Raw genomic sequence first — 12306 nt, forward strand, 5'->3', positions numbered from 1 at the left:
CACTGCGCGAGATGCGCACCCCGGCCCGTGCACTCGCTCATGCACACCAGAACACCCTTGTGTGCCGTCACGCATCAACAGCTCACAACCCCTCGACTCCCAGCGAACACGAGCGAGTCCCAGAACGATGCGTCGGCCTGCATGACCAGCACCGTCACCGGCCGGAGCCGACCGCGGAGGAGACAGCCGCACACCTGACGGAGCGTCACTCCTGCCTGTCGGGCGGCGCGGCGTGCGCGGTCTCACGCGGACCCGACCCTTCGCAATCGAACACCGCGGTAACCATCCGCGACCGCTCCCCGATGTCCTGACGGCGGCTGGTCCGCTCCGGTAGCCCTGGACCGTGAGATACGCGCAGTCCCACGGTTCGGGGGCCCGCTCGTATGGCTACGGCAGACGGACATGTAGCGGTGAGTAGCGGCCCGGGAGTGGGCAGGAGACGGACCTACGAGCGCCAGTGCGCCGTTGACGCACCGAGGTGCGCCGATCATGCCCACCAGCGACTCGCGGCCCAGGCGAGCGTGTAGCTCAGACTGTTGAGGGAGTAGTGCAGCACCACGGGTGGGATGAGGCTGCCGGAGCGGCGGCGGAGCTCACAGAAGAGCACACCGGCGAGGGCGGTGCCGGCGACCGCCGCTGTCACGGAGAGGGCGACGCCGACCTGGCCGGCTCCGAAGACCGCTTGGGCCGCCGCGTTCGCGCGCGTGAGCCCGCGTGACGGCTGTACGTGCCAAAGCCCGAAGAGCACCGAGGAAGCGGCGGTGGCCCATGCAGGCCCCCACCGTTGCCGAACCATGGCCCACAACACGCCGCGAAATGCGATTTCCTCAAGCAGCACCGTGCCGAGCGGTACGCGGACCAGCACGCGGTACACCAGTTCTCCGGGCGACAGGCCCGCGGCCCGCTCGTCCTGGAATGCCTCTTGGGCGAACGGTAGGGCCAGGCCTACCAGATAGACCACGAGAACGGCTCCGGCCAGAACCAGGCCCCAGCGCAGACCGCGGCGGGCCGCGGCCCTGCCGAGCCCCAGATCGTCCCACGTGAGGCCGGACCGGCGGGCGATCAGAACAAGCAGCACGGCCGCGACTACACAGACCGGCACGTACCAACCGGGTGCGAGCAAGGCGTTGAGCGCGTTCGCGGCCGCGAGCACCACGACGGCCAGGAAAAGTATCCACATGGCCGAACAAGGATCGCCGACGTTCGCGACGCGCGACCAGCAACGCGCCGTTCCACGGCCTGTTCTCGTATAGCTACGGCCAAGGGCGTCTGTGGTCATCCGTCCTGGTCAACGAGACGCCCGGCGAGGGGAAACGACGACCGGAGCAGTCACACAGCGCTACATGTCCGTTCGCCGTAGCACGTCCGGTCCGGCGGTTGCAGGTGTCGTGCGGGTGAGGCCCCGCGTTTCATCGGTGCATGGCAGCCGGGCGAGGCTCCGGGCCAGGGCCCCACCTGTCCGCCAGTCCGTCACAGGGCCGGGGTTTGTGCGGTCTGCAGGCGTGATCCAGAAGGCTTTGCTCAGCTCAGCGCTGAACTGGGCGGCCGGCCGTCCCCGAACGGCCGGCCGCCCAGCTGCTCGCGGTGGTGCGGGCTCAGCCAGCCGTCGAGGTCCGGGCCGAGCGGCACGACGCCGGTGGGGTTGATGCCGGAGTGGACCTGGTAGTAGTGCCGCTTGATGTGGTCGAAGTCGACCGTGTCGCCGAAGCCCGGTGTCTGAAACAGGTCCCGCGCGTACGCCCACAGGACCGGGTTCTCGGTCAGTTTCCAGCGGTTACACTTGAAGTGGCCGTGGTAGACGGCGTCGAACCGGACCAGGGTGGTGAACAGCCGAATGTCCGCCTCGGTGATCGTGTCGCCGACCAGATAGCGACGGTCGGCCAACCGCTCAGCGAGCGACTCCAGTCGCCGGAAAACCCCCGCGCACGCCTTCTCGTAGTCCTCCTGGTTATGGGCGAACCCGGCCCGATACACCCCGTTGTTGACGTCCTCGTAGACGTCCGCCATCACCTCGTCGATCTCGTCGCGCAGACGATCGGGGTACAGGTCCGGCGCGTCCTCGCGGTGCAGGGCGGTCCACTCGGTCGCCAGGTCCAGGGTCAGCTGCTGGTAGTCATTGGTGACGAGTGCGCCGCTGGGTACGTCCACGACGGCGGGCACGCTCACCCCGCCGGGCGCGCCCGGTTCTCGCTTGTCGTACGCCTCGGCCAGGTACTGGATACCGAGCACCGGGTCCCGGCCGTCGGGGTCGAGGGTGAACCGCCAGCTCCGGTCGTCCTGGATCGGGTCGGTGATCGCCATCGGCAGCGCCTGCTCCAGCCCGAGCAGCCGACGCGAGATCACCGCCCGGCTCGCCCACGGACAGGCCCGGGAGACCACCAGCCGGTAACGCCCGGACTCCACGGGCCAGCCGTCCCGTCCGTCGGCCGTGATCCGGTCCGTGAAGTGGCTCCTGGAACGCTTGAACTCCTTGTGCCCCAAGGTGCTGTTGCCGTCGCCGCCCATGCCGCCTCCTCGTCGTACCGCTGTCATCAGGAACCTTCGCCCCAGCGCCGGATCCTCCAACCTGGCGCGCGCCACCCCCGATGCCGCAAAGCGGGCGGCAGCCAACGGCCAGGCAATCAATCACATAGCGACAGAAATCCGTCGATTGGTCACCCGCATGAGACTGAGGCTTGCTGCAAGCTTCGAATGGATGGTATACACCTCGAATATTTGCCGTGGTTCAAATGAGTCCAAATGAGGTAGCGACTCTTGGCTGAAATTCCAGGTTCTGGAAAGGTTTACGCCCTCAATCTGTTCGACGTCGCGGACCGCGAGGAATACCTGGCCTATTCTCGCAGGTCCGTCAAGGAAGTCACCGCCCACGGCGGCCGCGTGGTGGCCCTCGGTAAGTTCCGGGAGAGTGTCGCGGGGGACATCGCACCGCGCCGCGTGCTCATTCTCGTGGAGTGGGACTCGCCGGAGGCCTTCGCGAGCTACCGCGACGACCCGGCCCTGGCCACGCTCCATCCACATCGCGAGAATGGAACGTCGGCGTACGTCTGGCATCTCTTCGACCGACTCGACGATCTCCGCCCGCTGTTGAAGGACTGATTCGAGCCACATCGCATCCTGGACGCGAGGACCGTTCCATGGCCACGGACAACCGATCGACCACGGACGCCACGGGCGGCGGCGGGCGGCGAGAGCGCCGGTCCACCCGGGCCTTCTGGACGGTGGCCGCAGGGGTCGGCGTGGTGCTGGCGGCCAACAGCACACCGACCCCGCTGTACGTGAACTACCAGGAGCGCTGGGGCTTTTCCGCGACCACGCTCACCGCAGTCTTCGCCATGTACGCGGTCGGCGTCCTGGTGGCCCTCCTGCTCGTCGGCGGGCTGTCCGACCGCGTCGGCCGCCGCCCCGTCCTGCTGGGAAGCATCTGCTTGCTGATCGCGAGTTACGTACTGTTCCTCGCCGCCGGCTCCGTTGGCTGGCTCTACGTCGCCCGCGCCGTACAGGGGCTGGCGACCGGCGTGTTCACCGGCGTCGCCAGCGCGGCCCTGGTCGATCTGCATCCTCGTGGCGACCACCGGACGGCGGGTCTCGTGAACAGCACCGCCATGCCGTGCGGCCTCGCCGTCGGCGCCACGGTCAGCGGGACACTGGCCCAGTGGGGACCCTCCCCTCTGCGCACCCCCTTCCTCGCCCTCGCCGGCCTCTCCCTCGCCCTGCTCGTCGCCATCGTCTGCTGGGTGCCCGAGACGGTACGTCTCTCACCGCGTCGGTGGTCGCGAGTGCTGCGCCTCCAGCCGTTGCGGGTTCCGGCCGAGACGCGCCGCGAATTCCTCATCGCCGGCACGGGAGTCGCCGTCGCCTGGGCCGTGGGCGGTCTGTATCTCGGCCTTGGCGGCAGCCTGGTCAAGGAGTTGCTCCACGGCTCCAACCCGTTCATCTCGGGCCTCGTGATCCTGAGCATGCAAGGCGTCGCTGCGCTGGCCCAGTTGACGTGGACGCTGCGCTGGGGCGCCGTCTCGGACGGCATCACCTCCGCGTTCGGCTGTACGGCCCTGCTCCTGGGCATGCTGACCGTCTCCGGAGCCCTGCTGGCCGACAGCCCCGCTCTGTTCTTCACCGGTTCCGCGATGACCGGCGTCGGGTTCGGTCTCACCTTCATGGGCAGCACCCGCCGTATCACCCAGGCCGCCCCGGTAGCGCGCCGAGGCGAAACCCTCGCCGCCTTCTTCGTCGTCGCCTACCTGGCCTTCTCCCTGCCCGCCATCCTGGCTGGCTTCCTCTCGACCCGGTTCGGCCTGACGCACACGTTCTACGCCTTCGCCACGCTCACGGCCCTTCTCGCCACCCTCACCGCACTCCGCTCGATCCACCTGGCCAGGTCGCCACACCGCCTTTCCGAAGCGGCCGCACGGGGCGGACCGAATCCAAGGGCGCGGGTGTGACGACCTGACCGGACAGGGTATCGACTCGCCAGTCAGCGGGGCAAGTTGGTCGACCTGCACGCCCAACAGCCCGTCGGGGCGGCGCCAGGGATCACGGGATGATCCTCCGCGGGCGGTGCGCCCTCAGCAGTCGAGCGCATGCGCTCCGGTTCACCCCATCCCCTCACGCACGTGCCGGCCGTATCCTCTCCGGCATCCGACGAGAGGAATCCCCCTCATGCATGAGGAGCGGTTAGCTCGCTTCGCCCCCACCACCGCCCACCCCGCCCGCACCTGGAACTACTGGCTCGGCGGCAAGGACAACTACGACGCCGACCGCGAAGCCGGAGAAGCCATCCTCAAGATCTACCCCGAGATCGCGGACATGGCCCGCTACCAGCGTGCCTTCCTCCAACGGGTCATCCGCTACTTCACCGTCGACTGCGGCATACGTCAGTTCCTCGACATCGGCACCGGCTTGCCGACCGCCGACAACACCCACGAAGTAGCCCAGCGCTTCGCGCCCGAAGCACGCGTCGTCTACGTCGACAACGATCCCATCGTCCTGCGCCACGCCGAAGCGCTGCTCCGCAGCACTCCCGAAGGCAGAACCGCCTACATCGAGGCCGACCTGCGCAACCCCGGCCAGATCCTCGAAGAGGCGGCCCGCACCCTCGACTTCACCCGCCCCATCGCCGTCACCCTTCTCGGCGTCCTTCTCTTCATCACCGACGACGACGAAGTGGCCGCCATCTTGGGCCGCTTGCGCGACGCCATGGCCCCCGGCAGCTTCCTTGCGCTCACGCACACCACCAACAGCACAGGGGGCGGCCGTACCGACGACGCCGTGAAGGAGTGGAACGACAACAGTCCCAACCCCATGGTCATGCGCACCACCGAGCACATCCGCAGCTACGTGCAGGGCCTGGAGCTGCTCGAACCCGGCATCGTGCCCCTCACACACTGGCGCCCCGACCCCGCGGACACGGGCAGCGCGCGTGACATCGACGAGTTCTGCGCGGTCGCCCGCAAACCCTGACATTGCGGGGGTCTGCCCAAGGCTCGGCACAGGGGCGCGATTCCGACACCCGAGTCACCTTCGCCTGGTCGTGGTTGCGCCGACCCACTGGAGCCCGCCCTCATCATGCTGTGCCGATACGCGGCAGCGGCATCGGGCGGGCTCCAGTGACTTCCTGTTGCTGCGCACTGCGCACTGCGCACTGCGCACTGCACCGGAACGGGTTCTGGCCTCACCGGCACGGTGGAGCAGCAGGCCTTGGACGCCGACGGTTCTACCGAAGCGCGGCCGGTACGTCGGCGGAGTCGCCGATCCCGACGAGGTACTTGGCGTACTCCTTGACGTTGGACTTGGTGACGAGCTTGCCCTGCAGGGTCTCCTCGGCCGACACCTTCTTGCCGTCGAGGACGTTCCCGGCGAGGCCGGCGACCTTCTGGCCGAGGGCGTAGGGCGACTCGGCGTTGGTGGCGTACATCGTGCCGGCCTGGATGGCGGCGAGGGCGTCGGCTATGCCGTCGTTGCCGACGAGCCGTACCTTCCCGGCCAGGTGGCGGGACTTGAGGGCGGCGAGGGCGCCCATCGCCATCTCGTCGTTGGCGGCGTAGACGCCGTCGATGTTCGGATGGGCCTGGAGGATGTTGGTCATGACGTCGAGCGCCTTGGCCCGGTCGAAGCCGGCGGCCTGCTTGGCGACGGTCTTGATGTGCGGGTACTTGGCGATCTCCTCCTCGAAGCCCTTGCTCCGGTCCTGGGCGACATTGGTGCCGAGGAGACCCTGGATCTCGACGATCGTGCCCTTCTCGCCGAGGGACTTGGCGAGCGCGTCGGCCGCGTTGCGGCCCGCCTGGGTCGCGTCGTAGCCGATGAAGGAGGACAGCGTGCCGCTGTCGGGCTTGCGGTCGAAGGCCATGACGGGGATGTTGGCGCTGTTGGCCTGCTTGACGGACGCCGTCGCGGACGTGCTGCTGACCGGGTCGATGATCAGAACGCCGGTCTGCTTGGAGACGGCGGTGGTGGCCAGATTCAGCGCGGTGGAGTCGGAGTTGTTGGCGTTCTGAACACTGAGCTTCACCCCGGACTTGGCGGCCTGGGACCGGGCACCGTTGCCGACGCTGACGAAGAACGGGTTGTTCAGGGTGCTCATGATCAAGGTGGCCGTCTTGTGACCGGACGCCTTGCCGGGTGAGGTGCCGGAGGCCGCGTTCTGGGTGCCCCGGCTGCAGCCGGTGAGGGTGAGCGCGGTGGCGGCGGCAAGGACGGCGGCCGTCCTTGCGGTGCGGGAGACAGACATGAGGCGGCTCCTTCAGGGGGTGTGACGCGCGGCGGGGACGGGGGACGAGGAGGGGACGGTGTCCGGCGCTGAGGGGGCGGGGGAGAGGGGCGGCTTGCGCCAGGCGACCATGGCCCGCAGGGCGTCGACGTTGCGGTCGAGGAAGACGGCCAGGAGGATGACCAGGCCCTTGACGACGCTCTGCAGGAACGGGGAGACGTCGAGCAGGTTCATGCCGTTGTCGATGACGCCGAGGACCAGCGCGCCGACCAGGGTGCCGAGGAGTGTGCCTCGGCCGCCGGCGAGGCTGGTGCCGCCGATGATGACGGCGGCGATCGACTCCAGTTCTAGGCCGGTTCCGGCGGTGGGCTCGGCGGTGGACAGGCGGGCCGTGAGGATGAAGCCGCCGAGTGCCGCCAGGAGCCCGCTGATCACGAAGGCGAGGACCTTGACGCGATCGGTGCGGATGCCCGACAGCCGGGCGGCCTCCAGGTTGTCGCCGGTCGCGTAGACGAAGCGGCCGAAGCCGGTACGGGCCAGGAGCACGCCGAAGACCGCGTACCCGGCCACCATCAGCCAGACGGGGACGGGGATGCCGGCGAGGTAGTCCTGCCCGATGCCCTCGAAGTCGTAGTCGCTGATGCCGACCGGGTCGCCGTTGGTCAGCTGGAGCGTCAGGCCGGACAGGATGGACATCATGGCCAGCGTGGCGATGAAGGACGGCATCCGGGTCCTGGTGACCAGGAGACCGTTGACCAGGCCGACGGCCGCGCCGACGCCGAGTCCCGACGCGAGGGCGGGCAGCAGCCCGTGGTCGCGCAGGACGAGGGCGGTCACCGCGGAGGAGAAGCCGAGGGCCGCGCCGACGGAGAGGTCGATCTCGGCCAGGATGATGACGTACGTCTGGCCGATGGCCAGCAGCGCGACCATCGAAGTGGCCAGTCCGACGTTCAGCAGGTTGGTGCTGGTCAGGAAGACCGGCGACGCGATGCTCAGGATCACGCCGACGAGCAACAGCATCCAGACCGCCCGCAGTTGGCGGGCCACGGATTTCAGGGTGGAGCTCATGCGGCACCTACCAATGCGTGTTCCAGGACGGACTGCTCGCTGAGGCGGTCGCCGGTCATCTCGGCCACCACCCGCCCCTGGCGCATGACGACCGCGCGGTCGGACATGGCGACGAGCTCGGGGAGGTCGGAACTCACCAGGACGACGGCGACACCGTCCGCGGTGAGTTGGTTGATGATGCGGTAGATCTCGGTCTTCGCCCCGACGTCCACCCCGCGGGTGGGCTCGTCCAGGAGCAGGACCCGAGGGCCGGTCAGGACCCACTTGGCGAACAGCGCCTTCTGCTGGTTGCCGCCGGACAGCGACGCCATCGCGGCCTCGGGGGAGGCGGTCCGTACGCGCAGCCGGGACATGACCTCGCCGCAGGCCTCCCGCTCCCGGCCCCGGCGTACGAGATCCGCCGGACCGGTGTGACGGCGCAGCGTGGCCAGGGAAATGTTGGCCTCCACCGACAGGTGCGTGCACAGGCCTTCCGCCTGGCGGTCGGGGGTGACGTAGGCGATGCGGCAGGCGATGGCGTCCTGGATGCGGCGCAGCGGCACCGTATTGCCGTCGATCTCGACCGTCCCGGCGGTGAGCGGCTCCAGCCCGAACAGCGCACGCAGCAGGCTGCTGCGGCCGCAGCCGACCACACCGCCGATGCCCAGGACCTCCCCGGCACGGACATCTAGGTCGACGCCCTGGAAGGCGGTTCCGGAGCCGGCACCGCGGACCCGGAGGACGATCTCTTCCCGGGCGTTGTGCTCCTTGGGGTAGAAGTTGTCCACCGTGTTGCCGACCATGGCCGCGACGACCTGCGCCGGGCCCGTGTCCGCGGTCGGCGAGTCCAGGGCGACCAGGCCGTCGCGCAGGACGACGATGCGGTCGGCGAGCTCGAAGATCTCGTCGAGGCGATGGCTGATGTAGATGATGGAGACGCCTTGGTCCCTCAACCGACGTACCTGCTCGAAGAGTTGCTGTGACTCGCGCTCGTCGAGAGCCGCCGTGGGCTCGTCGAGGATGAGCAGCCGCAGATCGTGGGAGGTGGCCTTGGCGATCTCGACCATCTGCTGCTGCGCTACACCGAGCGTGCCGACGGGCCTGAGCACGTCGATGTCGTCCATGCCGAGTTCGGCGAGGGCCGACCGGGCCTCGTCGGCCATCCGTTTCCGGGAGACCAGCAGCCGCCCGAAGCGCCGCTCGCGGTCGAGGACATGGATGTTCTCGGCGACCGTCAGATGCGGGAAGAGGTTCTGCCGGAACTCCTGGTAGATGACCTCGATGCCCCGGGCCATCGCCGCCTGCGGGTTCTTGAACGACACGGGTTCGTCGTCGATGACGACCTGCCCGGAATCCGGCTGGTGTGCACCCGAGATGACCCGGGTCAGCGTCGACTTCCCGGCCCCGTTCTCCCCGGCCAGGGCCACGACCTCGCCCGGACCGACCTCGAAGGTGACGCCGCGCAGCACGCTGTTCTCGCCGAAGGACTTGGTGACGTTCTCAAGTCGTAGCCTCATGCGTGCTCCTCAGTACACGACGCCCGCCGTGAGCAGCACGTTCGCGTAGGGGGTGAACTCCCCGGAGCGAACGGCGGCCCGTGCGGCGGCGGTCGCCTGCTTGAAGTCGGTGTGGGGTACGAAGCGCAGGGCCACCCCCTGTGCGGCCAACCGCTTCTCGATCTCGACGAGCATCTGCGGGCTCGCCTCCTTGATCTCCTCCGACAGGAGCACGTCCTCCACGGCCAGTTCGGCCAGGACCACGTCGAGCAGCTCCAGGAAGCGCGGCAGGTTCTCGGCGACGGCCAGATCCACCCGCTCCACGCCGGGCGGGATGGGCAGTCCGGCGTCGGTGACGACGAGCTGGTCGGTGTGGCCGATCTCGGAGATGACCCGGGCGAGCTGCCCGTTGAGCGTTCCGTTGTTGCGCCTCATGAGGCGGCTCCTTCCAAGTCGGTTGCGGAATCAGCGGAGTCGAGCAGGGCGCGTACGGCGGCCAGGTCCGGGAGCGAGGGGCTCGCCCCGGGACGGGTGGTGGCCAGGGCTCCGGCGGCCATGCCGTTGCGTACGGCGGCGTCGGTGTCCAGGCCGGCGGCGAGGGCCGCGCCGAGCGCGCCGGTGAAGGCGTCACCGGCCGCCGTGGTGTCGACGGGGGTGACCGGGAAGGCCGGGAAGTGCCGGACCGCGTCCGCGGTGACCGAGACCGCCCCGGCGCCGCCGAGCGTGATCAGCGCGTGCGACACGCCTCGGTCGAGGAACCAACGGCCGGCCCGTTCAGCGGACTTGGGACCGTCCACGGTGATGCCGGTCAGGGCGCCGGCCTCGCTCTCGTTGGGGGTGACGATGTCGACGTACGCCCAGATGTCGTCCGGCAGCGGCTGCGCGGGAGCCGGATCGAGTACGACGGTGAACCCGGCGTCGGCACCCGCCCGCGCGGCGTGCCGTGTGACCTCGGCCGGTACCTCCAGCTGAAGCAGCATGACGCGCGTGCGGTCCCGGGTCTCGGTGATGCTCGCGTCGACCATGTCGGGCGTGAGCGCGGCGTTCGCCAGCGGCGTGATGACGATGTCGTTCTCACCGGAGGCATCGACACGGATGTGAGCGACGCCGGTGCGGTCCGGGACCGTACGGACCTCGGAGGTCTGTACGCCGTGGGCGCGCAGGCCGTCCAGCACGAGGTCCCGGAAGAGGTCCTGTCCGACGCAACCGACCATCCAGGTTGGCGCGCCCGCCCGGGCGGCGGCGACGGCCTGGTTGGCCCCCTTGCCGCCGAGGACGAGGGTGAAGTCGTCCCCCAGCACCGTTTCGCCGGGTTGTGGCAGCCGCCTGCTGAACGCGGTGACGTCCGCGGTCATGCTGCCGACGACGAGAACACCGGTCCGGGTCATCGCGGTCCTCCTCCTGTTTTTGGCATGAGCGGGGGAGAGACACGGCCGAGTGGCTGTGCCCTTGTGCCCCTGCGGAGTTGTGCTTGTCGGAGTGTGTCTGTGCTGTGCTGGCGCCGTTGTGTGCCGGAGCTCGGCCGAATTCCGGCCGGGTCGCCGGTCCCGGGCTATCGCCGCGGAACTCCCGTGGAGCCGCGTTGGACGAGCTTGGTGTCGAGTGTGATCCGACGGGATCCGCGGTCCCGGTCGTCGTCCTGGCCGAGCCGTTGGAGCAGCAAGCGCATGGCGAGGACGCCCTGTTCGACCATGGGACGGTCGATGACGGTGAGGGGCGGATTCAGCAGCGGCCCGGTGTCGAGGTCGTCGAAGCCGATGACGCTGACATCGTCGGGGACGCCGATGCGCATGTCGTGCAGCGCCTTCAACGCACCTACGGTCATGAGGTTGTTGGCCGTGAAGAGGGCAGTGGGCGGCTCGGCCGAGGACAGCAGCTGCAGCGTGAGTTGGTAGCCGCTCTCCTCCCGGAAGTCACCGATCAGGTCGAATTCCGGGGGGAGTTCCACGCCGCCCTCGGCCAGTGCCTCCACGAATCCCTCGCGGCGGTGCCGCCCGGGTGTCGATTCCTGTTGGCCGCTGATGGCGGCGATCCGGGTGTGCCCGAGCGACAGCAGATGGGAGGCCGCCTGCCGGCCACCCTCATGGTTGTTCACCAGTACGGCGTCGAAGTGCTCGCCGCCCGTCAGGTCGCGGTCCACGAACACCAACGGCACACCCGCGTCGCGGATATGAAGCGGGGTCTCGTCCTGCTCCGTCGTCGGCGCCAGGATCACCCCGTCGACCTGATGGATCATGTCGGTGAGTACGACGTCCTCACGCTCGCTGCTCTCGTCGCTGTTGGCGAGCAGGATGCGGTAGCCACGGTCCCGGGAGGCCGACTCCATGCCCTTCACGACGGCGGCGAAGTACGGGTTGGTGATGTCGGGAACCACGACGCCGATCGTGTGGGTACGCCCGGACTTCAGCGACTGTGCGGCGACACTGGGCCGGTAGCCCAGCGCGTCGATGGCCTCCTGGATCGCCTCCGCGGTCCGAACGCGCTGTCCGCGCAGGTGCCGGGAGACCGTGGCCGCGGAGACCCCGGCGCGGGCAGCGACATCGTGGATGGTGCTCACTGCGGAACTCCCGTTTCGTCACTGAAACCGATGTCAGAGAACGATTGCAGTCGCGTCGGCACCCGTCAATGAGTGATGAGCAGATTTTTCAACCAGCGTTTCGCCCGGATTTGGGAACGGTGCGTGCTGAAGGGGCGGCTCGTGCCGCACGGGAAAGGCACCGCACCTTGATCCACCGGCCAGCCGCAACCCGCGCCGCGCGGCGAATCCCACGTCGTCGCGGGGCGCGCTGCGGCTCCGCCGCGAACCCCGACGTGATCTTCTGGTGGAGGGCGGTGCCTGGAGAGCGGGACGGGAACTTCGCGCTGCGAACTCGAGCAGGGGCGTCGACTACATCAGGTGCAGGCCATCAAGGCCCGCATGCCGCCGTCAGCCGTTAGCCGTCCTGGGGGGGGAGACAGACGCGGCCGACCGTCGAGGCGCTGGAGACATGGGCCCGGCTGCTCCCCGCCTCCGGCAACCTTGCCGGAGGCGATCCCAGGATGCTCGGCACGCGGTTC

The 12306-nt window shown here is 69.0% G+C and carries 11 protein-coding genes and 1 pseudogene; 3 read left to right on the forward strand and 9 right to left on the reverse strand.

Annotated features, from left to right (window positions below):
* Window positions 1-487: 487 nt before the first annotated feature.
* From ABZ910_RS30630 to ABZ910_RS30640, 3 genes and pseudogenes are all read right to left on the reverse strand, one after another.
* Window positions 488-1279 (reverse strand): CPBP family intramembrane glutamic endopeptidase, encoded by a 792-nt coding sequence (locus tag ABZ910_RS30630; RefSeq protein WP_361371325.1) that lies wholly within the window; start codon window positions 1277-1279, stop codon window positions 488-490.
* Between the two features lie 180 nt (window positions 1280-1459).
* Window positions 1460-1573, reverse strand: a pseudogene (locus ABZ910_RS30635) (SGNH/GDSL hydrolase family protein); the annotation flags it as partial.
* Window positions 1522-2505, reverse strand: coding sequence for a glutathione S-transferase C-terminal domain-containing protein (locus tag ABZ910_RS30640; RefSeq protein WP_361371515.1), 984 nt, complete (start codon window positions 2503-2505; stop codon window positions 1522-1524). The pseudogene ABZ910_RS30635 and the gene ABZ910_RS30640, both read right to left, overlap by 52 nt.
* A gap of 249 nt (window positions 2506-2754) precedes the next feature.
* Here ABZ910_RS30640 and ABZ910_RS30645 point away from each other — a divergent pair, with 249 nt between their 5' ends.
* The 3 genes from ABZ910_RS30645 to ABZ910_RS30655 all read left to right on the forward strand — a co-directional run bounded on the left by ABZ910_RS30645 (window position 2755) and on the right by ABZ910_RS30655 (window position 5457).
* Window positions 2755-3096, forward strand: a complete 342-nt coding sequence (locus ABZ910_RS30645; protein ID WP_361371328.1) for a DUF1330 domain-containing protein — start codon at window positions 2755-2757, stop codon at window positions 3094-3096.
* A gap of 38 nt (window positions 3097-3134) precedes the next feature.
* Window positions 3135-4439 carry an MFS transporter gene (locus ABZ910_RS30650; RefSeq protein ID WP_361371331.1) on the forward strand — a complete coding sequence of 435 codons (1305 nt, stop codon included), beginning with the start codon at window positions 3135-3137 and terminating at the stop codon, window positions 4437-4439.
* A gap of 217 nt (window positions 4440-4656) precedes the next feature.
* Entirely contained in the window at window positions 4657-5457 is an 801-nt protein-coding gene (locus ABZ910_RS30655) for an SAM-dependent methyltransferase (protein WP_361371334.1), read from the forward strand.
* Window positions 5458-5710: 253 nt separating this feature from the next.
* Here the strand turns inward: ABZ910_RS30655 and ABZ910_RS30660 are convergent, their stop codons facing one another.
* From ABZ910_RS30660 to ABZ910_RS30685, 6 genes are all read right to left on the reverse strand, one after another.
* The gene (locus ABZ910_RS30660) at window positions 5711-6727 is read right to left on the reverse strand and encodes a substrate-binding domain-containing protein (RefSeq protein ID WP_361371337.1); all 1017 of its coding nucleotides are present in this window, start codon (window positions 6725-6727) and stop codon (window positions 5711-5713) included.
* A gap of 12 nt (window positions 6728-6739) precedes the next feature.
* Entirely contained in the window at window positions 6740-7774 is a 1035-nt protein-coding gene (locus ABZ910_RS30665) for an ABC transporter permease (RefSeq protein WP_361371340.1), read from the reverse strand.
* Window positions 7771-9270 (reverse strand): sugar ABC transporter ATP-binding protein, encoded by a 1500-nt coding sequence (locus tag ABZ910_RS30670; RefSeq protein WP_361371342.1) that lies wholly within the window; start codon window positions 9268-9270, stop codon window positions 7771-7773. The genes ABZ910_RS30665 and ABZ910_RS30670 overlap by 4 nt, the downstream gene beginning before the upstream one ends.
* A gap of 9 nt (window positions 9271-9279) precedes the next feature.
* Window positions 9280-9684, reverse strand: coding sequence for a D-ribose pyranase (rbsD, locus tag ABZ910_RS30675; RefSeq protein WP_361371345.1), 405 nt, complete (start codon window positions 9682-9684; stop codon window positions 9280-9282).
* Window positions 9681-10637: a ribokinase gene (rbsK, locus tag ABZ910_RS30680; RefSeq protein WP_361371348.1), complete on the reverse strand. Its 957-nt coding sequence runs from the start codon at window positions 10635-10637 to the stop codon at window positions 9681-9683. The genes rbsD and rbsK overlap by 4 nt, the downstream gene beginning before the upstream one ends.
* Before the next feature lie 164 nt (window positions 10638-10801).
* On the reverse strand, window positions 10802-11806 hold the full coding sequence (locus ABZ910_RS30685; RefSeq protein WP_361371351.1) for a LacI family DNA-binding transcriptional regulator: 1005 nt from the start codon (window positions 11804-11806) through the stop codon (window positions 10802-10804).
* Window positions 11807-12306: the final 500 nt, after the last annotated feature.

It is taken from the genome of Streptomyces sp. NPDC046805 (assembly GCF_040645355.1).
Lineage (GTDB): Bacteria > Actinomycetota > Actinomycetes > Streptomycetales > Streptomycetaceae > Streptomyces.